This is a genomic window from Maribellus comscasis (assembly GCF_009762775.1).
GTDB classification, from domain to species: Bacteria; Bacteroidota; Bacteroidia; order Bacteroidales; family Prolixibacteraceae; genus Draconibacterium; species Draconibacterium comscasis.
In genome coordinates, this window is record NZ_CP046401.1 from 2,198,564 (window position 1) to 2,224,423 (window position 25,860).

18 protein-coding genes are annotated in these 25,860 nt (G+C 39.5%); 9 read left to right on the forward strand and 9 right to left on the reverse strand.

Features of this window, described 5'->3' with window-relative positions; all coding sequences use genetic code 11:
- Positions 1-55: 55 nt before the first annotated feature.
- The 8 genes from GM418_RS08750 to phoB form a co-directional block, all read right to left on the reverse strand.
- Positions 56-2,857, reverse strand: a complete 2,802-nt coding sequence (locus tag GM418_RS08750) for a glycoside hydrolase family 2 protein (RefSeq protein ID WP_158865171.1) — start codon at positions 2,855-2,857, stop codon at positions 56-58.
- 6 nt (positions 2,858-2,863) lie between these two features.
- Positions 2,864-3,517: an HAD family hydrolase gene (locus tag GM418_RS08755; RefSeq protein ID WP_158865173.1), complete on the reverse strand. Its 654-nt coding sequence runs from the start codon at positions 3,515-3,517 to the stop codon at positions 2,864-2,866.
- 98 nt (positions 3,518-3,615) lie between these two features.
- Positions 3,616-3,966: a carboxypeptidase-like regulatory domain-containing protein gene (locus GM418_RS08760; protein ID WP_158865175.1), complete on the reverse strand. Its 351-nt coding sequence runs from the start codon at positions 3,964-3,966 to the stop codon at positions 3,616-3,618.
- Between the two features lie 147 nt (positions 3,967-4,113).
- A complete protein-coding gene (locus GM418_RS08765; RefSeq protein WP_158865177.1) occupies positions 4,114-4,575 on the reverse strand; it encodes a toxin-antitoxin system YwqK family antitoxin in 462 nt (153 codons plus the stop codon).
- Positions 4,576-4,848: 273 nt separating this feature from the next.
- Complete coding sequence (locus GM418_RS08770; RefSeq protein ID WP_158865179.1) at positions 4,849-7,740, reverse strand: TonB-dependent receptor; 2,892 nt, start codon at positions 7,738-7,740, stop codon at positions 4,849-4,851.
- Between the two features lie 145 nt (positions 7,741-7,885).
- Positions 7,886-9,388 carry a hypothetical protein gene (locus GM418_RS08775; protein ID WP_158865181.1) on the reverse strand — a complete coding sequence of 501 codons (1,503 nt, stop codon included), beginning with the start codon at positions 9,386-9,388 and terminating at the stop codon, positions 7,886-7,888.
- A 333-nt stretch (positions 9,389-9,721) separates the two neighbouring features.
- Positions 9,722-11,488, reverse strand: coding sequence for a sensor histidine kinase (gene phoR / locus GM418_RS08780; RefSeq protein WP_158865183.1), 1,767 nt, complete (start codon positions 11,486-11,488; stop codon positions 9,722-9,724).
- A 25-nt stretch (positions 11,489-11,513) separates the two neighbouring features.
- Entirely contained in the window at positions 11,514-12,194 is a 681-nt protein-coding gene (gene phoB, locus GM418_RS08785) for a two-component system response regulator PhoB (protein ID WP_158865185.1), read from the reverse strand.
- Positions 12,195-12,443: 249 nt separating this feature from the next.
- Here phoB and GM418_RS08790 point away from each other — a divergent pair, with 249 nt between their 5' ends.
- The gene (locus GM418_RS08790) at positions 12,444-13,430 is read left to right on the forward strand and encodes a porin (protein ID WP_158865187.1); all 987 of its coding nucleotides are present in this window, start codon (positions 12,444-12,446) and stop codon (positions 13,428-13,430) included.
- A gap of 10 nt (positions 13,431-13,440) precedes the next feature.
- Entirely contained in the window at positions 13,441-14,754 is a 1,314-nt protein-coding gene (locus GM418_RS08795) for a hypothetical protein (RefSeq protein ID WP_158865189.1), read from the forward strand.
- A gap of 71 nt (positions 14,755-14,825) precedes the next feature.
- On the opposite strand, the gene GM418_RS08800 is transcribed toward GM418_RS08795, so the two are convergent.
- Positions 14,826-15,815, reverse strand: coding sequence for a helix-turn-helix domain-containing protein (locus GM418_RS08800; protein WP_158865191.1), 990 nt, complete (start codon positions 15,813-15,815; stop codon positions 14,826-14,828).
- A 168-nt stretch (positions 15,816-15,983) separates the two neighbouring features.
- Here GM418_RS08800 and GM418_RS08805 point away from each other — a divergent pair, with 168 nt between their 5' ends.
- From GM418_RS08805 to GM418_RS08835, 7 genes are all read left to right on the forward strand, one after another.
- Complete coding sequence (locus GM418_RS08805; RefSeq protein WP_158865193.1) at positions 15,984-16,490, forward strand: T9SS type A sorting domain-containing protein; 507 nt, start codon at positions 15,984-15,986, stop codon at positions 16,488-16,490.
- An 11-nt stretch (positions 16,491-16,501) separates the two neighbouring features.
- Positions 16,502-18,028 (forward strand): fibrobacter succinogenes major paralogous domain-containing protein, encoded by a 1,527-nt coding sequence (locus GM418_RS08810; RefSeq protein WP_158865195.1) that lies wholly within the window; start codon positions 16,502-16,504, stop codon positions 18,026-18,028.
- A gap of 83 nt (positions 18,029-18,111) precedes the next feature.
- The gene (locus GM418_RS08815) at positions 18,112-19,557 is read left to right on the forward strand and encodes an Lcl C-terminal domain-containing protein (protein WP_158865197.1); all 1,446 of its coding nucleotides are present in this window, start codon (positions 18,112-18,114) and stop codon (positions 19,555-19,557) included.
- Between the two features lie 255 nt (positions 19,558-19,812).
- Complete coding sequence (locus GM418_RS08820; RefSeq protein WP_158865199.1) at positions 19,813-21,609, forward strand: fibrobacter succinogenes major paralogous domain-containing protein; 1,797 nt, start codon at positions 19,813-19,815, stop codon at positions 21,607-21,609.
- 55 nt (positions 21,610-21,664) lie between these two features.
- Positions 21,665-23,065 (forward strand): TlpA disulfide reductase family protein, encoded by a 1,401-nt coding sequence (locus GM418_RS08825; protein ID WP_158865201.1) that lies wholly within the window; start codon positions 21,665-21,667, stop codon positions 23,063-23,065.
- 266 nt (positions 23,066-23,331) lie between these two features.
- A complete protein-coding gene (locus tag GM418_RS08830) occupies positions 23,332-23,820 on the forward strand; it encodes a T9SS type A sorting domain-containing protein (protein ID WP_158865203.1) in 489 nt (162 codons plus the stop codon).
- 11 nt (positions 23,821-23,831) lie between these two features.
- Entirely contained in the window at positions 23,832-25,751 is a 1,920-nt protein-coding gene (locus GM418_RS08835) for a fibrobacter succinogenes major paralogous domain-containing protein (RefSeq protein ID WP_158865205.1), read from the forward strand.
- Positions 25,752-25,860: the final 109 nt, after the last annotated feature.

Consider the following 25,860-nt stretch of genomic DNA (forward strand, 5'->3'; position numbering starts at 1 on the left):
ATAAAATGTGAAGCAATAAAACCCGGATTTTTAAATCAAATCCGGGTTTTATTGTTTATTGCGACTTTTTTATCCACAATGTTAAGTCCATCGGATACATCCCTGAATTTTCGCCATATACCGAAAGCCCACCCCTGTTTTCGGTCGACTCATCAACAAACAAACGAATAGTAACTTTCCCTGTTTCAAGCGCTGATTTTTTTGAAGTTTCATCCAGGTCGGCTTTAACAAGAAAGCCATACGAACCCGCTTCATCAAGTAACCACGGTTTACTGTGATCATCACTTCCCCACTCCCAGCCTGGTTCCTGATTCATCCAGGATAGAATTCCCCGATGGTCGGCAGGGTCGTCCGGCAACTCAACTGTCGCGATTAACTGATCATTTGCATTTATTTTTACGATAGCACCATGTAATTTTTCATCTGTTTGCGGGTAACTGTTTTTTCCGTATCCCGCGTCAATTCCTTTTTCAGTCACTACAGTCATTCCTATTTTTTCGGCTTCACCTTCTTCCAGATATTTGCTCTGTGGATAGCGGGAAGCAAGTTCGGCTCTGAATTCTATACTTTCAACTTCGTCCCCATTCAAATCTTTTGGCAGCTCAAATTCATATCCGAAATATCCGGAGCCCATCCCCCATACTTTATTTCCGTTTTGTGGCGATAAATGTTTAATGTTCCACGATGCTTCGGTAAAATCTTCCGGAGACTGCGTAACAGTAAGATATTCCGAGCCATTCCCTTCAACTTTAAATGGAACAAAATTCCGCTGAAGTATATTTCCTTTTGAATCTTCAAGTGCCGTAGAAAAAATTACAACTCCGGTCTTATCCGGTAGGTTTACTTTTGTCGCCTGCAACTCTGTATACTTAAAAGGCTGTGCAGAAATATCTGTTTCACCTGAAGTAATGTTGTATTTTTCACCAATTTCATCCCAGCCATAAACGGAATATCTCAATTTCAGTTCACCGGGAATATCTGAAGTAACAGCACTGATTCCGACAGGAATTTCAATGGCACTCCCACCTTTGTATGTTTGAAAAAAATCTTCTCCGGCAACCACATATAAATCGGAATGGAAATCTTTCATTGTCATACCGGGGCAAAGCTCATCAAGACCAAATTTCTTTTCCGAACGGTCAAAACGATAATAGCCGTTCCATTCATTAATTACATCATGAAATTCTGTAAATAAAAATCCGGCAATTTCAGGTCGTTTCCTGAATTCGTTCATCATAATATGGTATTCCCAAGTGATATCAATATCACCGGTGCTGCCACTGTACCCCCAAACGGCACCACATTCCGAATTAAACATCGGCACATTGGTTTGTTCGTTTTTCCCAATATAATTAAAAGAAGATCCCGGAAATGTACTATCTACAACCCTATCGAGAAATCCGGCCCAGTGGCGCGCAGGCGAATATCGGTGCCAGGTGTTAATATCGGTAATTACGTGATCCCAGTTACATGGTGAGTTATCTTCAACTAATCGCGTTGGATCATATTCTTTTGTTTTATGGTACCAGCTTCTCACCCATTCCTGCGTTTCGGGTGTATACGAACGCTTCCCGTCTTCATCGTTACTAAACAGCCCCCAGGTTTCGTTAAAAAGAACCCATGAAAAAATACTCGGGTGATTGTAATCGCGCTCAATTTCCTTTCCCGCAATATATTCCCAGTTTGTTTTGGCAGTGCTATCGGGTTCTCCCCAAAAATTGGGTACATCTTCCATGATTAATAAACCCAGTTTATCGGCCCAATACAATTTCCGGGGCATCTCGGCTTTTATATGAATCCGAAGTCCGTTTAAACCAAGATTCTTTGCACGTTGAATCTCTTCTTTCATAAACTCATCGGAAGGGAAAGTATAAAAACCCTGGGGATGATAACTTTGGTCAAGGCTGAGTTTCATATAAACAGGCTTATTGTTTAAAGCCACGTATTGAAAGTCCTTGCCCGGAACTTCTACCGCAGAAATTTTCCTCATTCCAAAATAAGTTGAGACTTCGTCTGTAAAACTTTCACTTGAAACGATTGCGCTTACTTCATACAAAAACGGATTATCCAAATCCCAAAGTTTCATATTTGTTATGGGTACAATAAATTTCCCGGAATTTCTGTTCGCCGGAATTTCTGTTACAAAATCGATGTTATTATTTTTCCCTGCTAAATGAAAAGTGTATGCAGAAGCAGATCTTTCCTTAAAAAATACTTCAACCACCAGCTGACTTTTGTCGATATCCGGGGTAAATTTTATGTTTTTAATGTAATTATCGGGGCGCCCTTCCAAATAAACCGTATTCCAGATTCCTTTTGCATTCCCGTAATATTGTTTTCCCGACGGTCGATTATCGAGTTCCTCATCTTCTACCCGAACAACCATCTGATTCTCTCCTGATTTTAGAAATTCAGAAATATTAAAATCGAAAGGAATGTAACCTCCCGAATGCTCTCCTGCTTTCTGTCCGTTTACCCACAGTGTGGTATTAAAATCGCAGGCCGAAAAAACAAGATAAATATTTTGCTGTTCCCAGTTTTTGCCTTCATCCAAAACAAAAGTTCTGTAATACCAGCCCACATTTATATCCGGTCGCTCTACACCACTCATCGGACTGGCCCAGGAGAAAGGAACCAGAATCTCTTCATCAAAAAATTCAGCTTCATTCTGCCACTCTTCGTTTAGTCCGACATTCAGCGAATCGGACCTAAAATTCCATTCCCCGTTTAAATTTTGCCAGAGAGACCGTTCAAAACCGGGACGCGGATGTTCACCCAAAGGGATTTGTTCTTCCTCCCTGTTGCAGGAAAATATCAAAACCGCTAAAAATAAAAATACGTAAAGCCTTAACTTCATAATCGATTAGTTGAAAATTTCTGTGCAAATAAAATTAAGCGAAATTTCGGAAAAATCAGAAAAAATATGTTTCGCATACTTGTGCTCATCTGCTTTTAACGAAGTGGTAATTGCCACCACTTTGGAGCCGGCATCCAAAGCAGCTTTTGTTCCGGAAAGACTATCTTCAAAAACAATACAGTTTTTAGAGGCCTTCTTCAATAGTTGGGCTGCTTTCAGATAAATTTCTGGATCGGGTTTGCCTTTTGTTACCATTGAATCATCGACGATTACATCAAAATAATATTTTATATTCAGACCATCCAACACAAAATCAACATTCTCCGGTGATGCGGAAGTAGCTACTGCAACTGGAATATTATTCTCTTTTAACTCATTGAGAAATAAAACCAAGCCGGGAACGGGCTTTAGTTCGGGTTTATATATCTCACGGTAAATTTTTTCTTTTTCACTACCCAATTTTTGAATTTCGTCTTTGGTCAGTTCTTTATTAAAAAGAATGGGTAAAACCTGTTCGTTGATCCGCCCAAAAAATGCTTTTCTAAATTTCTCTTTGGAAAAGGGAATTTGATGGTTGTAACAAAATCTCTTCCAGGCCAGATAATGGAATTCGCCATTGTCAACTATAACTCCATCCATATCAAAAACAACTGCAAACATTGTAGTCTTTTTTGGGTTAGAATGGAAAATTAAGATAATAATCGCAAACAAAAAAGCCACCTTAAACAAAGTGGCTTTTGTTATATAGATTTCAATTTTTATTTGGTTTGCTGAAGCTCCAGTTCCAACATATTTGTGCGAGAGCTTATTTCCAGATTCTCAAGCTTTTCACTTTTATAAGAAATATAATTAGCTGAAACATTATAATTACCGGGAGCAATATTATCAAAACTAAAATTACCGTCGAAATCAGTGTAGGTTTTTAATTCCGTTCCCTCTATCTCAACTTCTGCACCAACAAGGTATTCACCTGTCTCTTTGTCTTTTACTGTTCCTGTAAAATATATACTGTTATTTTCCCGGGAAACCGATTCAACTTTATTCCCATCATCAGCAGATACTGAAAGGGCCAAAAAACTGCTTAAAATAATAACTACAAGTGACTTCATTTTCTCTCCTGAAATACGAGTCAAAAGTAGGTTGAGGTAATTAGAGGATAGTTACAAAAACATTACAAAACGATTAATTTTACTCATAAAAAAATCCCATCTACCAATAGCAGACAGGATTTTATTCCGATATACCTAATTCTGGTGTTAAAATTCAGAATAATTTCTTTCCATTACAACAAGGCCCATCTCATCATATTTTTTCCAGGTACCCGATTTTTCGCCATCTTCATAAGCCATTTCATAGACTAATTTCCCTTCATCATTCCATACATACCAGCTCCCGTCTTTTACACCTTCAACGTAACTTGCCTGGGCAACCTTTGTGCCTTCCATGTTGTAGGTAAACCAAATTCCGTCCATTTCGTTGTTTTTGTAAAAACGCACTTCTTTTAACTGGCCATTGTCAAAATAAATTAAATGTTTTCCATCTTTTAATCCATCAATAAAATGAGCTTCCATTTTTACTTGGCCATTGTCATAATGGGTAACGTAATCACCTGTGTAAAGCTCCGTACCTGAAAAATAAAGTCCGTTTATCTCTTTTAAATCCTGTGCTGTAACTGAAATTGTAAATAATACTCCTAAAATTGCTACCATTATTTTCATTGTAGCCTCCTTTCTTTTTTAATATTTAACTCTGGGTTTCTTAACACAAAATTAACATTAAAATCGGACACTGTAACATTTTTGTAACATTTTTTTAATCAAATTGAAATATTTAACATAGAAAAATTGAATGGAAGATTCCGCATAAAAGAAAAGCAAGTTACTGTATTAATAAGACAAACCCTGACATAAAAAAATGCCAGGGTTCCAATCATAGCGGGTAATTTGCATTACCGGGTAAAGTTTGAATATTTTTCAAAGCACTTTAGCAAACTAAAAGGAATATCCCAATTTAAATTGGAAAGTAGTTCCGGGGCTTAAGCGTTCAAAATATTGGTTGCCTGCGTCGTATGACTTAAATACTGATTCTTTTTTGTCATTTAGTATGTTGTCAATTTTGAAGCCAACCTGAAAGTGATCTTTTTCGCCAAAACTTTTACTTGCATTCAGATTCAAACTGTGAAAGGGAACGGTATAAATATCAGGACGGTCAACAATACCAACATATTGAAGAGTTTGTCCCTGAACGTTGTAATATACACCTGCCTCAAGTCCATTCCAGAATCCTTGTTCTCCACCATCATACGCGAAGCCTGCATTAATTATATAGGGTGCCTGACCAGCCATATCACGATATTTACCTACCGATTGTCCTGTTCTTGCATTATCAAGCCTTGACTGGTATTCGGTACTACTTAATTCAATTTGCGAATGGGTATAAGTATAGTTGAAATTAAAATTGAAATTCTTTAGCTTTTCACTTAATGGCTGCAAACTTTGCCTCAATTCGATTTCAGCACCAACAACTTCACCATCTCCCACATTACGAGGCTGGAACGAGCCAACAAGCGTGAAATATTGTACCATTTCAATGGGGTTTCTAAATTTCTTATAAAAAACTCCTGCCGATACCGTTTGTCCCATCCCGTAAAACAACTCCCATCTAAAATCGAAATTATGTATGTCGGTACTGGTCAGGTTACCATCCCAATACTCTACTCCGGCTATATCATCGGCGTCCCGAAATAATCCTCCTACAAAAGTACGACCGCTCACCGGATCGTATATTTCTGCATAAGAAAGCTCTTTGAAAGACGGACGAGCTATCGTTTTTGAATAAGAAAATCTAAGGTTCTGATTTTCAGAAAGACTGTATATAAAATTCAATGCCGGGAAAAAATCCAAATCGTTAAGCACCTCTTCATTATCCAACACAATGGTTCCCAACTGGTTTTGACCAGTGTAATGTTGAGTGTAGCTTTCAACCCGCAATCCAACAATAGCTTTTAATCTTTTTATCGGATTCAATTCTACAGAAGCATAGCCTGCAACGTTATTAACATTTGAATTATATTGATTTGGATTATTGGGAACAAAAGAAGCATCGTAAGTAACCCCCCGGGAATAATCTCCATTATAGGGCCACAAATTATCTTGCTTGAAAAGTTCATCCGGATCACCTGTTAATGAAAGGTCCCGAACGTTAATCATATATTTGCGAATAATAAAATCTCTCTCTTTATAGGTGTAGGCACCGCCAAATTTTAGTTTGGCGTCCTCATCGTTAAATTTAAAATCCTTTGTTACATGAATAACTCCGGCATAATTAACTTCTTCCAGCTCTCTCCAAATTCGTTCGGGAAAACCAACCTCTGTTCCAATGGAATAATTTCCATTCCGATCGAGATATCTTGTAAATCGAATATCAGGATCCTCTATGCTTGAAAAGGTAGGAGAAAATTTCCATTCCAATTCCCATCCTTTTTCATAAAACGAATATTTTCCATCGAGTAACAAATTGGAAAGTGCTCTTTGGCTATATTGGAGGTTGTGTTGAAAACCAGAAAATTCAGTTCCCTGGTTTGATTTGGCGTAATTAAAAATACCAGCCTGCGACTCCCCATTTTGCAAATGCAATACGTAAAGTCTGTATTTTGCTCTTTTGGTTTTTAAGGCGAGTCCGGCAAGTCCGCTCAAAAGTACATTGTTAACACCATAATTTCCGGTTTGGTGTTCCCTTACCTCCATCTCCGTTACATCTGCATCACTTAACAGTCCATATCTTCCATACTCTGCATTTTCATAAAAATCAGTATTGTTTTTATATGACGCTGAAAGTGTATATCCCAGAGTATATTTACCTATTTCGAATTGATTACCAAGAGATGCGCCAAAACTATAATCCATAAAGCTTTTTTCTTTTACAGCAGCCATGTTTGGATCAAAATTCTGCAGAATTTCTCTGTATCTCTGCCCATCTGTTCCCTCCGGATGACTAATGGCATCAGTAAAAAACGGAATATTCTCGGTTGCCGGAATATCTCTTGTTCCATCATCAAAACCAAGCCAATCGGTATCTCCCCCCTCATAGGTGAGATAATTGCTGTTAAAATGAGAGCTGGAATTATAACCTGCACTCATCGAAATGTTTGCTTTTTTTGATTCGGGGAAATCTTTTATACTAATATTTATAACACCACCTGTAAAATCAGCTGGTAATTCAGCACTAAAAGATTTATTCACTACAAGGTTATCAATAATACTTGTAGGGAAAATATCCATTTGTATTGTATTTCTGTCCGGATCAAGTCCCGGAATATCAAGACCATTAAGCATGGTTTTTGTATAACGGTCTCCCAAACCACGAACAAATACATACTTACCTCCTTCAACAGAAACACCTGTCACCCTTTTCATTGATGATGCGGCATCAGAATCACCAATTTTTTTTAGTCCCGCAGAGGAAATACCGTCCAAAACAGTTACTGATTTCTTTTTCATGGTAAGCATAGCTGTTTCGGTATTCCTCAAATAACTTGCTGTTACTACCGCTTCCTCAAGCTGAATAGTAGCTTCTTCCAGTTTAAGATTATCAAGGACTGTTGCTTCGCCCGGCTCAACAATAACATCGTCAATATGTAACGTTTCATAAGAAATAAAAGAAACTCTTAACTGATAGGTTCCAGGATCAATACTCAGATTAAATTTCCCATCCAAATCAGTAATAGTACCAAGAGTTGTACCTTCCACAAAAATGGTTACACCAGGAAGAAATTCACCAGTCTTTCCGTCAAAAACAGATCCCCGGACAAAACCTTTTTGCCCAAAAACGAGTGTTGTAAAGAATAGGGTTAATACTGTAAAAACTAATTTTAATCCCCGCATAATTTTGATCGATTTTTGAAGCTCACCAAATTAATTTACCCGATAATGTTACTGAGCTTCCGTGAATGACAATTAAAAACTCACAGGCAATAAAAATACCTGTGAGTTTCTTTGTTTATTTTTAATTTTAAAAAACTGTTATTTGTTAAAATTCATCCAATGCGCCAGCAACAGATGTCCATGACCAAGTAGCAAATACTGAAACATCTGCACCTACAGTATTTTCACCTGCAACAACTGGAGTTACATTTGCATCAGAGCCATCTAAGAAGAAATCAGTTACAGCTTTACCTTCAGGCAAAGTAACTTCGAGATTAGTGAATGAACAAGTATATTCCGTTGGAACCTGATCAAATACCTGTCCGTCGATAAGATTGAAAAAATAAATATTACTCATATCGACGTTGGTGTTTGCATCATTGTCAACCAACAAGTTGGCGTGCCTTTTTACTACCACTTCATCATCTTCATCAACACCATAAGTTGTTGCTTTTACCGTTCCGTTTGTAAATAAATAATTTCCTGAGACAGCAGCACCTTCCGGGCCGTCTAATTCAAAACACATATCTCCGGGAGTAATAATTACAAAATTATCAACTGAACCTAACCATCCCTGGTCTCCGTCGAGAGCGTCGTCTCCGGTATTCCAGACGACAACATTTTTCACATCAACAGTACCTCCAAAGAATTCAACCCCATCATCCTGATTTGCAACAATCTCAATATTTTCGATTGTAGTCCCGGAGCCTACGCCTCCTAAAGAAAGACCGTTAATTTCGTTACCTTCTCCGATGTTTGTTCCACCATGGCGGATAGAAACGTATTTAATAGTACCAGAGTTATCTTCTGGCTCTGTTCCTCCATACAAACCGTTTGAATCAGAGGGTGGTATACCTTCAATTTGTGCAGTTTCAGCATCAGCAGAAATGGGTGCTTTACCAAGTATTATTAAACCTCCCCACAATCCGTTCATTGTACTACTAAGGTTTGGACTGGCAACTTCTCCCGGCATAATTTCATCAGCAACCGAAGTAAAAATAATAGGTGAATCGGCTGTTCCTTCTGCCATCAACATAGCACCACGTGTTATCATTAAAGCAGTTGCATTTGCCTCAGCGCCGGCTTCACCTTTCACGATAACACCAGGCTCTATTGTTAAAGTAACGCCTTCCAACACAGCTATGCGGCTTTGTAGTACATACACTTTACCGGTTTCCCAGGTAGTATTTTCTGAAATATTTGAGCTCACATATACCGTCGTTTCTTCTTCATTTACCGATAAAACAGCAGTTGCATTATCTGACTTTTGGTTTGCATCTGTAACCGTTAAAGTAACTGATGCGGCCCCTCCTGTAGCATCTGCAGTAAATGAAACTACAACAGTACCAGTAGTAGCCCCTGATGCAGGCTCACTTGTGACATCTGCCGCCCCTCCTTGTGCTGAAGCAGATGCTGATCCATACCCACCCGGTATAGATATTGTAAATGAAACATCTACAGACTCACCTGCATCAAGAGTTGTAGTAGATGAAGGAGCACTTACAGAAGGAGCATCAGGAATTGCCGGATCATCGTCATCATCACATGAGTTAAACAAAACGACCCCAAAAATTAGAGACATTAACAAAAGCAAATTAATTTTTTTCATAGTTTTTAATATTAAATCGTATTAAATCATTTCTATTTCCTACAGGAGGTAAAAAGCCTTCATTACCTCCTCTGAAACAAGCTTTTTCGAGGGCGAAGCAATACCAATAATATTACATCGTGATTAATATTGATTTAAGCAATTATTACATTTCGTTAACAGAATTGTAATAATTTTCAAAAGGGTTACCCCACACTGTTTTGATGGTATAATAATGGAAATAGAAATATATTCCGGTTTTATTAAAATAACGTTTAGTTAAGATAACCCATTGAAGATTAACAATAAATTTCTGTTGGCGACAGCGTAAAATTCAAGAAGTATTGGAAAAAATTATTTTTTTGCCAGTGAGAACAAAAACTCTATTCCGCCTTTGGAACGGTTCTTTACGGAAACTTCTCCTTTATGCAACTGAACGGCATTTTTTATAATTGATAATCCCAAACCGGTACCGCCGGTCTCACGGGATCTACCTCTGTCGATTCGGTAAAAACGTTCAAAAATACGTGTAAGATGTTCTTCAGGAATGCCCGGGCCCGTATCGGAATAAACGAAGTAAAAGTAACTTTCATCTTCATGGTAGTTCCTGATTAATATTTTTATTCTTCTACCTCCATATTTTATCGAATTTTCAATAAAATTCTGGAAAATTGAAAACAAAAGCGACTCATTTCCATTTATGATTATCCCTTCTTCAACTCCATTAATAAAATCAATTTTATTATCGGAAATACGACTTGCAAAATTTTCATAAACTTCATCGATAATCCTTTTTATATCGTTTTGTTTAAATTCAAATAATTCACCGGCATCTTCAATATTATTAAGCAGTGAAACATCGTTAATAAGATTTGTCAATCTTTCTGACTGGAGGTATGCTTTTTCCAAAAAATACCTTCTTTTCTCCTCAATAACGGGCCAGTTATCAATAATCGTTTCCAGGTAGCCCTTAATCGACGCCAACGGTGTTTTCAACTCGTGGGCAATGTTTGAAGTAAGCTGCTGCTTTAACAGTCGCCTTTTTTCCAGCCGTGTAATATCGGTAATCATCACCTCAAAGCTTTTATCCTGAAAAACAATACTTTGCACCCTCAAATATTTTTCGTTTTTCGAAATGGTGAATTCCATGTGCGGCAGATTATCGCTTTCAAACTTAGTGTCGGCAGTCAAATTGTCTTTTAAAAATTTATTTAGTCTTTTAAATTCCTGAATCTTAAAAATCTCGTTTGGAAGTCGCACTGATTTTCTCGCAATTGTATTCGTAAACTGTATAAAATGGCTGTTTGAAAGCGTATTCTCCTTTTCCTTTGAAAAAAAAGCAATTCCTTCGTTGAGTGCATTTAAGTGGCTAAAAAGCTTTTCCTGTTCGGTTGAAAGCTCATCTTTGGTTTTTTTGAGTTTATTATAAATCTCAATTATCTGGCTGCTAATCATGCCAAGCTCATTGTCGGGAAACCGGATATCCTGTGTAAACAATTCATTTTTACCTGCCTTAATTGAAAAGTCTTCCAATTGTTTTATGGCTTGAGCAAGCCGGCCTGTAACCAAATACAACACGAGCCCGATTATAGCAAAAATTGTGACAATAAAGAAAATAAACGCCCTTTCCGCCTTTAGAAAATTTTTGACTTCCACATTGTATACTACTGCTGTACGGATAAAATAATCGGGATAACTTTTGGCGTAATAATAATATTCCTGCAAGGTGGTTGCCGATTTCCTAATATTCGCCCCGAAACTTCCGTGCAGAGCCTTCTGAATCTCAGGTCGTTGAAGATGATTCTCCATTTCTTCGTAATCGGCAACTGAACTGTCATACAAAACAATCCCATTTTTGTCAATCACAGTAATCCTGGTTTTAAAATGCGGAATTATACTTTTTATCTCATCAACTCTGCTGATTTTGTTTTCCTGTATCAGATGATTTTGTTCAATAAAAAGCTGTGTAATTTCTGTTATATTGTCAAGGGTATTTTCGAGCTGGGCGATGCGGTAATTTTTTTCCCGCTGGTATTGAAAAGTAAGAATTGCAATGGTGAAAAAAACAAATACAATTATAAAATAGAGGAATATTTCGCCACGAAAAGATTTTCTAATCACATCACCAGCTTAAAAGTTCTTAAACCTAACTTCGGAAGCAATATCCATATCCCGACTTGCCTTTGATTTTTGAGCCATAATCCCCTATCTTCTTACGCAATCGGGCAATATTAACATCTACATTTCTTTCAGTAACAATAACATCGTCCTGCCAAATTCGTTTCAAAATTTCTTCGCGGTTAATATACTGATCTCTGTTTTTTAACAACAACGACAAAATTTCAAACTCCTTTCTTGTCAAATTAACATTCACTCCATCAATTGAAGTTGTTTTTTTCTTCAGGTCAATTTTTAAATCATCGTAAAGAATTTGATTCCCTGTATTTTGATTTGAAGTACCTCGCTTTAATATTGCTTTTATTCGGGCAACAACTTCTTTAATGGAAAACGGCTTGGGGATATAATCATCGCCTCCTACATTGAATCCGGTTAATACATCGTTCTCCTCGCCTTTCGCTGTCAGGAAAATAATCGGAACCTCCAGATTTCTTTCCTTACGTATAACATTTGCAGTTTTAAACCCCGATATTCCGCCCATCATTACATCAAGTAAAATTAAATCAAACTCTTCCAACGGCTTTTTTAATGCGTCTTCGCCTGAATTGGCAATCTCTATTGAAAATCCTTCGCTTTCAAGATTAAACTGCAATATTTCACACAAATCTTTTTCGTCGTCAACAATCAGAATTTTTTGCTCGTTTTCCATGATATAATTTGTCCGGTTATCCCGAATACAAAGGTAAATTAAAAAACAAAAGATCTACAGCTATTGAAAACCAGTTGACAATATCTCAAAATAGCCAATTTTAGCTAACATTAAGACAACGTCAAATTAACCTTCTCTTAATCTTTATTTAATCGGGTGTGATATTAAAAGAAGTTTATTACAATTTGATTAATAAAATATTAAAACTGAATCATATATATTTGTGGCCAAAATTAAAACTAAATCTGGATGAAGACAAAATTGATAAGCTGTCTGTTCGTATTATTTTCTATCTCCTTATTTTCGCAAGAAGACTACACTCCTTCCGGGAAAGCCTTTGCAACTATTTTTGCCAACTTTCACCAGGGTATAGCCGGCACCGACGAAGCTGCCTTTGAACTGGTAAGGGGATACATTGGGTACGAATACAATTTCAGCCCGGAGTTTTACGCAAAAATAAATGTCGATGTTGGTAGCCCCAACGATCTCTCTCCATACTCCAAACTCCGCCGTTACGCCTATTTCAAAAATGCCTGTTTAAGATATACCCAGAATAAGTTGCAAATTGAATTTGGATTAATAAGCCTGAAACAATTTAAGTTGCAGGAAAAAATATGGGAAAGAAGATACTTGATGAAGACCCTTGCTGATGAATACAAACTGGGATCATCGGCTGATTTGGGTGTTAATTTTCACTACCAATTCAATGATTATATTGATGCTGATTTTACGATAATGAACGGAGAGGGATACAACAGCATTCAAATGGATGATGTATTTAAATATGGAGTTGGTTCAACCGTTGTTTTCCCAAAAAATTTTACTTCAAGGGTATTTTACGATTTTACATATAACGAAATAAATGAATCGACTTTGCTTCTTTTTACATCATACGATTACAAAAAAAAGTGGAATATTGCCGGTGAATTTATATTCAGAAAAAATGACGGCTGGGAAGAGAATCACGACATTTTTGGCCTGTCAATTTTTGGGAAATACAATATAACAAGCCAGTACCAGCTTTTTGCCCGATTTGATAAAATAAATTCAAATAAGCTGGATGGAGAAACCAATCCCTGGAATCTGGCAGATGACGGGACAGCACTTGTTGCAGGAATTCAGTTCAATCCTATAAAAAATATTAAAATGGCACTAAACTACCACGATTGGTATCCCCGGGCAGCAAACATGGAAGGCCAGGCTTTTATTTTTTTAGATCTGGAAGTTAAAATGTAAAAACCAAAAAATGAAGTATAAAATCGTAAGCATATTGTTAATTTTTGTTGTTTTTACAGGCTGCCGAAAAAGCGATTACCTGGTGGAAGGAAGCCAACAGGTTTTAAGCGACGACGGAAGCGGAACCGGAACCGTGACCTGGACAAAAGACAATGAGTACATCCTTGAAGGATTTGTTTTTGTTAATGACGGACAAACATTAACCATTGAAGCGGGAACAATAATCCGATTTAAACCCGGGCAGGGAGAAAATGCAAGTGCGTTGATAGTTTCCCGTGGGGGTAAGATTATTGCAAACGGAACAGCCGACGCCCCCATCATATTTACGTCAGAAGATGATGATCTGGAAGGTTCTGTTGAAAAGAGTGAAACCGGATTGTGGGGAGGTTTGATTGTTCTCGGAAATGCTCCTGTAAACATTGATGGCGGAGAGGCTTCCATTGAAGGAATTCCTTTTGCAGAGCCCCGCGGAATTTATGGTGGCGTAGATGAAACGGATAACTCGGGCGTTTTAAAATATGTTTCAATCCGGCACGGTGGAACAAATATTGGCGACGGGAATGAAATAAACGGATTAACACTGGGTGGCGTAGGAAGTGAAACCGAAATCGATTATGTTGAAGTTATTTCGAATGAGGATGATGGTGTTGAAATTTTTGGGGGAACCGTAAATTTGAAACATGTTGTGGTCTCAGGTTGTGGCGACGATGCTTTTGATTATGACCTGGGATGGTCAGGAAACGGGCAATTCTGGCTTGCACAGCAATCAAACTACATGGGTGACAACCTGATTGAAGCAGGGGGTGGTGTTTCTCCTGTTAATGGCTTGCCTTTTTCTTTACCCAATATTTTTAACGTTACATTAATCGGAAATGGAAATACAAGTGATGGTGCATGTGTTAACTTCAGAAACTATGCAGGCGGCACAATAGCCAATTCTGTGTTTTTAAATAAAAACCAGGGAGTTTTACTCGAAGTTACCGATTCTCAGCACGACTGTTTTTATCAGTGGCAACAAGGAAATCTGGATGTAAAAAATAATCTCTTTTATGATGTCGCTTCCTCAACCTCATCTTCTGTTTTTAAACTCACCGGAATTTATTTGCCGGAACAACAAAACGAATGGGAAAACTATTTTAATATAGCCAAAAACGGAATCTCCAATCCCCAAATCGATTGGTCAAACGGGGTATATCTTCCTGAAGAAAAAATCCAGGGCGATATATTTGAAACACCGGTTTCGTGGTTCCAGATTGTGAACTTTAAAGGCGCCTTTGGTGAAAGCAACTGGATAGAAGGTTGGACTTTGCTTACCGAACAATAGAAAATAATTTATATCATACTCTAACATTGTGCGATAGCGGAGAAATATAAGGAGGGTTTTGCACTATCAATTCAATCCCCAATTTCGACTTTTTTTAAGAAGCTTACTAAATTGATCTCCGGCTCCAAATCCAGCTTTTTTCTTAAACGGCTGCGAAAAACTTTAACAGAATTGGGTGTACGAGAAGTAGCATTTGCAATTTCTTTCGATGACATATTGTTTACCAACATGTAACAAAGTTTTAATTCATTCGAAGAGAGATTAGGATTAATTTTTAAAAGACGGTTAAAAAATAAATTTTCATCAGAAGTGATCTTCTCTGTATATTCCAGAACGACTTCAGGTAGTTCATAATCCAGGGTTTGCACAATCTGTTTGATGTTGTCCGAAATCTGAATATCTGATTTGGCTACCTGTACACTCAACTGTTCCAGGGCATTGTTTATTCGTTGCCGGTCTTGCTTCATTAATTCGTAGAGTTTGTTGGCTTCATCTTCTGTTTCAATCGCAATTTTTTGTGCTTTTCGTACGAGATGAATGTAAGAGTGGGTAACAAACGCAGTTCCAACCATAATTAGAGGAACCAATACAATATTTCCCATCAAATGTACTTCTTGGGAATATAGAGTAACGAAGAGATAGGCTGCGGATAAAATTAGGCTGAATAAATATGTCCATATTATTTTTAAGGTATATGCCGAAGTTACTACAATCACCAGCCCCAATAACATATCTACCATTATGTGATGCGAAATTTCTACCTGGTTTATTGCTCTGTAAAGCACCGACAAAATAAGGTTGATTATTATTAAGACATAGATGACGACTAAAATTGTACTCCAGATTTTTTTATTGTAAATAAGGTAAACTGCACTGAACAACATTACAAGTATAACCGGCAGGTTAATAAAGAACAGAAACCATAATTGATCGCTATAATAGCTAATAAGATCAAGGACAAAACCGACACCATAAAAAAATATACTTAGGAAGGTTACTGTATAACCAGCCTTTTGTCTTTGCGAGGCAATTTTTGGAAATACTTTTTCGGTTGCACCCATATGTTCAAATCTACTAAAAAAAACAGAATCAGGGAAGAGTTGACGTTTTGTTAACCTATTTGAGGCTGTAGCTACATGCCTGTTATCTTTTTGTTAACCTCATTTTTTTCAATCCATTTGCCGCTTCTGTTAAATTTAAACACGGAATAGGACTTATAAATCAATAATATGAAATTAAATTTTACTCAAACATTTTTTTCCTGCATTGTATTATTCTTATTAACAGGAACAGTATTTATTATTCCTGCACAGGCACAGGAAAGTGTAAACACTAGCGGTGGCGATGCTTCGGGGAGTGGTGGCTCGGTGAGTTATTCCATCGGGCAAATGGTGTATCAAACACATACCGGCACAAACGGTTCGGTAGCCGAAGGAGTACAGCAACCCTATGAAATTTTAGTAGTAACCGGTATTGACGAAGCCAAACAAATCAGCCTTTCAGTTATGGCCTATCCCAACCCGGCCATTGATTATCTTACCCTGGAAATAAATGAATTTGACCTTTCAGATTTTAGTTTCCGGATGTACGATATGAATGGAAAACTTTTACAGTACAAAAAAGTTGCCGGCAGCCAGACAAGCATTTTTATGGGGAATCTGGTTTCTGCAAGCTATTTAGTAAAAGTTATCCGGGAGAATTCCGAAATAAAAACATTTAAAATCATAAAAAAATAAGGAGTAGTAAGATGAAACGAATATTTACATTTTTAACAGCTTTGTTGGTAACGGGAAGTGTGTTTGCTCAATCTCCGCAGGGAATGAGCTACCAGGCTGTAATTCGCAACAGCAACGACGAGTTGGTAACAAACCAAAGCATCGGTATGCAAATATCTGTTTTGCAAGGTTCTGCAGACGGCACAACGGTTTACAAAGAGACACAAACGCCTACCACCAATACCAACGGTTTGGTGAGTATTGAGATTGGAAACGGAACCCTGGTAAGTGGCGATTTTTCAAGCATCAACTGGGCCAACGGTCCGTATTTTATAAAAACCGAAGCCGACCCCGAAGGGGGAACTGCTTATACCATAACCGGTACCAGCCAATTGATGAGTGTCCCATATGCCTTATATTCGAAAACAGCAGAAACGGTAACAGGGGGGATTTCCGAAACCGACCCTGATTTTAATGCATCGATAGCAGCAGCAATTACAGAAGAAGATACTGCAAGGTGGAATAATATGGCGAACGACACAAGTAAAATACAGGATATCAACCTTTCAGGAACAGACCTTTCCATTACCGATGGGGCAACAGTCGATTTATCTGTGTTGCAGGATGGCACCGGCACCGACAGTCAGATCCTTACACTTTACAATAATAAGTATTTATACATCAGTAACGGTAATAGTATTACCCTCCCTTATTTGATAAAAGAAGTAGATGGTGATCCGGAAAATGAGCTCCAAAGCATCAGCATAAACGGCAATACGGTTTCCATTTCCAACGGAGGTAGTATAGAACTCCCTGCCGAAATTGACCCAAGTGTACCCGCAGGCACGCAAGTAGGCGACATGCAATACTGGAATGGTTCTGAATGGATCACTGTTCCAGCTGGTAACGATGGACAAATGCTAAGTTTTATAGAAGGTATGCCAACATGGACAACAGTAATTGGGGTTACAATGGTAGGACCAACAGATGTATATAACCCCATCACCGGCGAAATATGGATGGATCGTAACCTGGGGGCTACACAAGTGGCGACAAGGAGCTCCGATGTGGCTGCTTTGGGCGACCTGTACCAATGGGGCCGCGCTGCCGATGGGCACGAAAGTAGAACATCAGAGTCAACATCAACTTTAAGCAGCACTGACACTCCCGGGCATGGTGACTTTATTCTTTCATCAGTACCTCCCGAAGACTGGCGCAGTACAAGAAACAACAACCTTTGGCAGGGGGTAAATGGCACAAACAACCCATGCCCAAGTGGATACCGATTGCCAACCGACGCAGAGTGGGAAGCAGAACGTGCAAGCTGGAGCAGCAACGATGCAGCCGGGGCTTTTGCCTCTCCTCTAAAATTGCCACAGACAGGCAACCGAACTTACAACAATGTTCTGATCGGTGCAAGTGGTACCGGTGGTGGCGACTATTGGTCAAGTACCGTAGATGGCTCATACTCAGGGCACTTGTTTTTCTACCACAGCGGTGCCGGTATGAACACAAAAAGTCGGGCGATGGGATACGCTGTACGTTGTATAAAAGACTAGCGAACGTATTTGATTTTTGATACATGAAACGGAAGATTAAAAAGAGGATATAAATTATTCAATTGAATAAAGAAACTTAAACAATGAAACGAATATTTACATTTTTAGCAGCTCTATTGGTAGCGGGAAGCGTGTTTGCTCAATCTCCGCAGGGAATGAGCTACCAGGCTGTTATTCGCAACAGCACCGACGAGTTGGTAACAAACCAAAGTATTGGTATGCAAATATCTGTTTTGCAAGGTTCTGCAGACGGCACAACGGTTTACACCGAGACACAAACGCCTACCACCAATACCAACGGTTTGGTAAGTATTGAGATTGGAAACGGAACCCTGGTAAGCGGCGATTTTTCAAGCATCAACTGGGCCAACGGGCCGTATTTTATAAAAACTGAAACTGACCCGGAAGGGGGAACAAATTATACGATTACCGGAACGAGCCAGTTGTTAAGTGTTCCGTTTGCCTTATATTCGAAAACAGCAGAAACGGTAACAGGGGGGATTTCCGAAACCGACCCTGATTTTAATGCATCGATAGCAGCAGCAATTACAGAAGAAGATACTGCAAGGTGGAATAATATGGCGAACGACACAAATAAAATACAGGATATCAACCTTTCAGGGACAGACCTTTCCATTACCGATGGGGCAACAGTCGATTTATCTGTGTTGCAGGATGGCACCGGCACCGACAGTCAGATCCTTACACTTTACAATAATAAGTATTTATACATCAGTAACGGTAATAGTATTACCCTCCCTTATTTGATAAGAGAAGCAGATGGTGATCCGGAAAATGAGCTCCAAAGCATCAGCATAAACGGCAATACGGTTTCCATTTCCAACGGAGGTAGTATAGAACTCCCTGCCGAAACTGACCCGGTGTATAGTTCATCTGTAGCCAATGATATAACGACAGCCGACACTACAAATTGGAACAGTAAAGTTGACACGCTTATCGCCGGAACAGGCATTGCCATTAGTGGAGATACAATAAAATCAGCTGTTACAACCTATTCGGTAGGCGATTTTGCCCAAGGCGGTGTTGTATTTTATGTTGACGAAACAGGACAACACGGACTGGTATGTGCCAAAGAAGACCAAAGCACAGGAATAAGATGGCATGCAGGGACTTATGGTTCTACTCAAGCCAAGGGAGACGGCCCTTATGCCGGGGAGGCCAACACATCAATTATTATTGCAGCACAAGTTGCTATTGGTGATGATGGTAACACCTATGCAGCACGTATTTGTAATGAATTACAAATTACTGAAGGCGGTAAAACTTATGGTGATTGGTACTTACCCTCGATGAGAGAACTATTGCTGATAGCTCAAAACATAGAAATCATTAATTATAGAGCATGGGCAAATGGAGGCAGCGGCTTAGATGTATTCCCCGAATATTGGAGTTCTACCGAGTGGGATACTGACCAAGCTGTGGAGGTGAGCTTCTGGTGGGATGGCGGAGGGGCGTTTTTGGAATATAAAAGGCATACCAACAACGTGCGAGCTGTTCGTGCTTTTTAATCTTCTATTTGGTCAAACAGAGAGATTATTTGAAAAAAGGTTACGATTGATTCACATATGAACGGAATAACGATATTACTTCAACAGCACATTTACTTAAAACCATCAGATTTATGATGGAAATTCGTGAGTAATTAATTCAAATCCATTCATTCCCGGTTTTAAAAATGCCGGGGTGGATGGATAAGTTTAGCTTTCATTGGAACAAAAAGCAGAGTCAATTAAGAATTATTAAGAAATAAATCGGGATAAAGAATGAAAAGAATATTTACATTTTTAGCAGCTTTATTGGTAACGGCAAGCGCATTTTCTCAATCTCCGCAGGGAATGAGCTACCAGGCTGTAATTCGCAACAGCAACGACGAGTTGGTAACAAACCAAAGCATCGGTATGCAAATATCTGTTTTGCAAGGTTCTGCAGACGGAACAACGGTTTACACCGAAACACAAACTTCAACCACCAATACCAACGGTTTGGTAAGTATTGAGATTGGAAACGGAACCCTGGTAAGTGGCGATTTTGCAGGTATCAACTGGGCCAACGGGCCGTATTTTATAAAAACCGAAGCCGACCCCGAAGGGGGAACTGCTTATACCATAACCGGTATCAGCCAATTGATGAGTGTCCCATATGCCTTATATTCGAAAACAGCAGAAACGGTAACAGGGGGGATTTCCGAGACCGACCCTGATTTTAATGCATCGATAGCAGCCGCAATTACAGAAGAAGATACTGCAAGGTGGAATAATATGGCGAACGACACAAGTAAAATACAGGATATCAACCTTTCAGGGACAGACCTTTCCATTACCTATGGGGCAACAGTCGATTTATCTGTGTTGCAGGATGGCACCGGCACCGACAGTCAGGTCCTTACGCTTTACAATAATAAGTATTTATACATCAGTAACGGTAATAGTATTACCCTCCCTTATTTGATAAAAGAAGCAGATGGTGATCCGGAAAATGAGCTCCAAAGCATCAGCATAAACGGCAATACGGTTTCCATTTCCAACGGAGGTAGTATAGAACTCCCTGCCGAAACTGACCCGTTTTACTCTGCATGGGATAAATCATCAGGAATTTCAATTACCGAAAGCCAAATTACCGACCTCACCCATTTTACCAATGACGATGAAAGCGACCCGCTATTTTCGAACAGCGAGGCCGCAAACATTACTGCCGTCGATATTTCCAATCTGAGTAATCTCTCTGGCACCAACACCGGCGACCAGGATTTAAGCTCATTGGCTACAAAAAGTGCGTTAGCTGATTCTTCAGCTCAAATCCGCAGTGAAATTCCTGATGTAAGTGGATTTTTAACAAGCGAAACCGACCCAAGTGTACCGACAGGTACCCAAGCAGGCGACATGCAATACTGGAACGGCAGTGCATGGATTACTGTAGCTGCGGGGAACGAAGGACAAGTATTAACCTTTACAGGTGGCGTACCAACATGGACATGGACAACCCAACCTAAAGAAGGTGAAGTACAAAACCCAACCACCGGCGAAATATGGATGGATAAAAACCTTGGAGCTACACAAGTGGCAACAAGCAGTACCGATGCGGCTGCTTTTGGCGACTTGTACCAGTGGGGACGTGCAGCCGACGGGCACCAAAGCCGTACTTCGGGTACAACACATACATTGGCAACAAGTGATACTCCCGGGCATGGTGAATTTATTCTTTCATCAGCATCTCCTCCTTACGACTGGCGTAACCCGCAAAACAACAACCTTTGGCAGGGTGTAAGCGGCACCAACAACCCTTGCCCAAGCGGTTACCGCCTGCCAACCGAAGCAGAGTGGAAAGCAGAACGTGCAAGCTGGAGCAGCAATACTCCAGCCGGTGCTTTTGCTTCGCCGCTTAAATTGTCCAAGGCCGGCATCCGCTCCACCGCGACGGGCAATGAGGGTTACTTAGGCTCCTATTGGTCAAGTACCGTAAATGGTACCGACGCCGGATACCTTTACTTCGCCACCGATATCTCAGGTTTCGGCTTCTTCCGTCGTTCCTACGGTTGTTCTGTCCGTTGCCTTAAGGATTAGACACTTTGCATATTTCAATCCACAGCCCTTGGTTCTTTTTCAAAATAGTTCAATAATGAAAAAAATAATTATCACTTTAACGCATCTGCTCATTATTACATCAGTAGGGTCGCAGAACACAGTAACAGGCACTTTCACAGGTCTTGCAAAAAAGCAAATTAAACTTGTGGGTTATTCAGGGTTTGAAACTTATGCTATCGACAGCATACAAGCCAATGATAATGGAGAGTTTAGCTTGTCGTTTGACAAAGAAGATTTCGGAATGGCTTATCTTCTATCGCAAAACAATAAATCTTTTGTAGTTATATTAGCCGAAAATGAAAACCTGCGATTAAGCGGTGTAAACTTTGAATTGCCGGAAAGTATCAAAATCATTCAAGGCAAACAAAACCAACTATTCGACCAATATGCTACCGAACATCCACGTCGCGAGCAAACCCTAAGTGCCTGGGATTACCTGACTAAAATTTACGAACTCGACACGCTTTTTTCTACACAGCAAACTCCCAAACAAGCTATTGAAACAGAAAAGAAACGCATAAAGGATGAGGACAGCCTGTTTTTGGCTGGTTTACCCGAAGATTCTTATGTAAGCTATTATTTACCGCTTCGCAAATTGGTAAGTTCAGTTGCAACCATTGCCCAATACCGCACCGAAGAAATACAGGCAACTTTCGCAGCATTCCGTAATATAAATTATACAGACCTACGCCTTTACAAAAGCGGTTTGCTGAAAGATGCCATCGAAAGCCATTTTTGGTTAATAGAAAATAGTGGTCGAAGTTTAGATTCGGTTTACATTGAAATGAATAAATCCATAGATATTTTGCTTACAAACCTTTTATCGAACGAGCAAAAACTGAATGAAATTACCGAACATTTGTTTAAGTTTTTGGAACAGCGCAGTTTATTCTCCGCATCGGAATACCTTGCATCAAAACTGCTCAACGAAAAATCGTGTACCATAAACGATGATTTTGCCTCGCAATTAGAGAGCTACCGTGCCATGAAAAAAGGTAATATTGCACCAGACATTGTTTTCCCGACTAGTTTCTCTGCTCCGGCATACACAGACCAAAACAAACCGAAAAAACTTTCTGAAATAAAAAGCTCTTACAAGGTCGTTGTTTTTGGTGCAAGTTGGTGTCCACAATGTCCAAAGGAGTTACAGGAAATAAGCAAAAACTATGCTATATGGAAAAAACAAGGCGTAGAAGTTGTTTTTGTATCGCTGGATGAAAACAAACAAACTTTTACGAACTTCATCAAACCGTTTCCATTTATCTGCATTTGCGATTACAAAAAATGGGAGAGTCAATCGGTAAAAGATTATCATGTATTTGCCACACCAACAATTTATCTGCTCAATAAAGAAAATGAAATATTATTAAAACCAAATTCTGTAAACCAATTGAATTCGTGGATTGATTGGTATTTGGTTCAAGGGAACAATTAGTTTACAAAGGAAAAGAAATATAGTATAACAATAATCAACGAAACGCCAATAAGCGGTATAAGGAATTGTGTTTTAAGTTCTTATGCATACGGAGTCTCTCGCATCAACGTTTATTGTACCTTGATAGTGAAGTGGTTCCGAACTCCCCAACGATTTTATACAGACTGCCGTTGGCGTTCATTGAAGCGGACTCAACGACAAACTTGAGAAATTAACAAAACAGACAAAATAGAATGAATATCTACCATTAAGAAAGGAGGACACAAATGCGACACAAACGATTACAATTAAGTGCCGTTCTCTTGTTTGGACTTGGACTAACAGGACTACAGGCACAGGAAAGTGTGAACACCTCCGGCGGCAATGCATCGGGCAGTGGTGGCTCGGTAAGTTATTCCTATGGGCAAATGGTGTATCAAACACATACCGGAACAAACGGTTCGGTTGCCGAAGGAGTACAGCAAGCCTACGAAATTTCGGTTTTAACCGGTATTGATGGTGCTAAAGAAATCAAGCTCCTGGTTTCGGCCTATCCTAATCCAACCACCGATTATCTGACATTAAGTATCAGTGAGTTCGATGTTTCAGATTTATCGTACCTGCTGTTCGATATGAACGGCAAGCTTATTCAAAATGAAAAAATAAGCGGCAGCCAGACAAGCATTTTTATGGGAAACCTGGTTCCGGCCAGCTATTTAGTGAGAGTCATCCAAAAAAATGAAGAAGTAAAAACATTTAAAATCATAAAGAAATAAGGAGTAGTAAGATGAAAAAAATATCTACCATTTTAGCAGCCTTATTGGTAACGGTAAGCGTATTCCTGCCACAGCAGGCAGGTGCTCAATCGCCCGAAAAAATGAGCTACCAGGCTGTAATTCGCGACAGCAACGATAAGTTGGTAAACAACCAAAGCATTGGCATGCAAATAAGTATTTTGCAAGGTTCGGCCGATGGCACCGTGGTTTATGCCGAAACGCAAACACCAACTACCAATGCCAACGGTTTGGTGAGTGTTGAAATTGGAAACGGAACTCTTGTAAGCGGCGATTTTGCAGGCATCGACTGGGCAAACGGGCCGTATTTTATAAAAACCGAAACCGATATTGAAGGTGGAACGAACTACACCATTATTGGCACAAGCCAATTGTTAAGTGTGCCTTATGCCCTGCACGCAAAAACAGCTGAGAGTGTTACGGGCACTTCTGCCGAAACCGACCCGGTTTTTACAAACAGTCAGGCTGCCAATATAACTGCCACTGATATAGGTAATTTGGCTAACTTATCAGGTATAAATACGGGCGACCAGGATTTAAGCTCTTTGGCTACAAAAACCGACTTAACAGAGGCTACAACCAAAATTCGCAGCGAACTGCCCGATGTAAGTGGATTTATAAGCAGCGAAAGCGACCCTGTTTACTCTGCATGGGATAAATCAACAGGAATTTCGATTACCGAAAGCCAGATTACCGACCTCACTCATTTTACCACCGACGATGAAACCGATCCGGTTTACAGTAAATCGGTAGCAAGCGGAATATCAACTTCCGATATTAGCAACTGGAACAATAAGCTGGATACAGAGGTTGACGGGTCAATCACCAACGAAATACAGAACCTGTCTTCCGTATTAACCGAAGGCAACGACGGAGGCACAAAACAAATTAAAAATATTGCCACACCAACCGATGCAGGCGATGCCACCACAAAATCGTACGTAGATAACCTGTTGGCCGGTGCCGACTGTGCCAGCTGTGATATGGTGTTAAAATATTTAATATTAACAGAAAACTCTATTGAAATACTGCTCAATGCAGATATACCTGTCAGCAACTTATACGAAGCAGGAAAAAGTGTTTCCGCTTTATTTAATGCCGGGGTAAGCGAAGCCGAGCTGTTAAGTGCCGGAGGAAGCATAACTGAAATAGTAAAAGCCGGGGGAAGTGTAGATACTTTGCTGGATTTAGGAGTTACAATTTCAGAACTTATTAATTCGAAGGCAGGGGTTGGGGTTGGAACCTTAGAGAAAAACGGGGTTACCGAACAGGAATTAAGTGATGCCGGTTTGATAGGGACAGTTACGGATGTTGAAGGAAATACCTACAAATGGGTAAAAATAGGTGAACAGGGTTGGATGGCCGAAAACCTGAGAACCACAACTTTTAATGACAGTACAGCAATTAACAGCTATTTCTATTCCTGGTATAAAAACGATTCGGTTACGTATGCTTCGGACTTTGGGGCATTATACTTTTATATAGATTACACACCTTTTTATAGGTCCAAATTATGTCCAAAAGGCTGGCACATTCCTGACGATTCAGAGTGGACCGAACTAAAAGATTATCTTACCGATAATGGTTTTGGTTACGGAGGAAGCGGAGATGACATTGCAAAATCGCTGGCCGATACATCTCTCTGGATTAGTTCAACAAAGGCCGGGACTCCTGGATACGATATGTCATCGAATAACAGCAGTGGTTTCTCAGGTCTTCCGGCGGGAAGCGGTTACAATGGTGGTACTGATTTTGGCTGGGATGGATCTTATGCTCGCTGGTGGAGTGTTGTTGAAGATAATTGGGTCGACCCCAGACTTTGCGAATTATATACTTCAGCTACATATTTGGGTCTGGTTGGAGGCGGCCATTATAATAGTGGATTTTATATCCGTTGTGTCAGGGATGAGTGAGCAAAGCGAGCCTTGTTATTGGGTTAATTGATTTATCTGTTGAATATATCTGCCTGCGCTGATGTATAATTAGTTCGCCTTCACTTGAATTTTCTCGTCATATCGCATG

Coding starts and splice junctions, on each gene's coding strand:
- GM418_RS08750 (WP_158865171.1), bottom strand. CDS start 2,857: ATGAAGTTAAGGCTTTACGTATTTTTATTTTTAGCGGTTTTGATATTT.
- GM418_RS08755 (WP_158865173.1), bottom strand. CDS start 3,517: ATGTTTGCAGTTGTTTTTGATATGGATGGAGTTATAGTTGACAATGGC.
- GM418_RS08760 (WP_158865175.1), bottom strand. CDS start 3,966: ATGAAGTCACTTGTAGTTATTATTTTAAGCAGTTTTTTGGCCCTTTCA.
- GM418_RS08765 (WP_158865177.1), bottom strand. CDS start 4,575: ATGAAAATAATGGTAGCAATTTTAGGAGTATTATTTACAATTTCAGTT.
- GM418_RS08770 (WP_158865179.1), bottom strand. CDS start 7,740: ATGCGGGGATTAAAATTAGTTTTTACAGTATTAACCCTATTCTTTACA.
- GM418_RS08775 (WP_158865181.1), bottom strand. CDS start 9,388: ATGAAAAAAATTAATTTGCTTTTGTTAATGTCTCTAATTTTTGGGGTC.
- phoB (WP_158865185.1), bottom strand. CDS start 12,194: ATGGAAAACGAGCAAAAAATTCTGATTGTTGACGACGAAAAAGATTTG.
- GM418_RS08790 (WP_158865187.1), top strand. CDS start 12,444: ATGAAGACAAAATTGATAAGCTGTCTGTTCGTATTATTTTCTATCTCC.
- GM418_RS08795 (WP_158865189.1), top strand. CDS start 13,441: ATGAAGTATAAAATCGTAAGCATATTGTTAATTTTTGTTGTTTTTACA.
- GM418_RS08800 (WP_158865191.1), bottom strand. CDS start 15,815: ATGGGTGCAACCGAAAAAGTATTTCCAAAAATTGCCTCGCAAAGACAA.
- GM418_RS08805 (WP_158865193.1), top strand. CDS start 15,984: ATGAAATTAAATTTTACTCAAACATTTTTTTCCTGCATTGTATTATTC.
- GM418_RS08810 (WP_158865195.1), top strand. CDS start 16,502: ATGAAACGAATATTTACATTTTTAACAGCTTTGTTGGTAACGGGAAGT.
- GM418_RS08815 (WP_158865197.1), top strand. CDS start 18,112: ATGAAACGAATATTTACATTTTTAGCAGCTCTATTGGTAGCGGGAAGC.
- GM418_RS08820 (WP_158865199.1), top strand. CDS start 19,813: ATGAAAAGAATATTTACATTTTTAGCAGCTTTATTGGTAACGGCAAGC.
- GM418_RS08825 (WP_158865201.1), top strand. CDS start 21,665: ATGAAAAAAATAATTATCACTTTAACGCATCTGCTCATTATTACATCA.
- GM418_RS08830 (WP_158865203.1), top strand. CDS start 23,332: ATGCGACACAAACGATTACAATTAAGTGCCGTTCTCTTGTTTGGACTT.
- GM418_RS08835 (WP_158865205.1), top strand. CDS start 23,832: ATGAAAAAAATATCTACCATTTTAGCAGCCTTATTGGTAACGGTAAGC.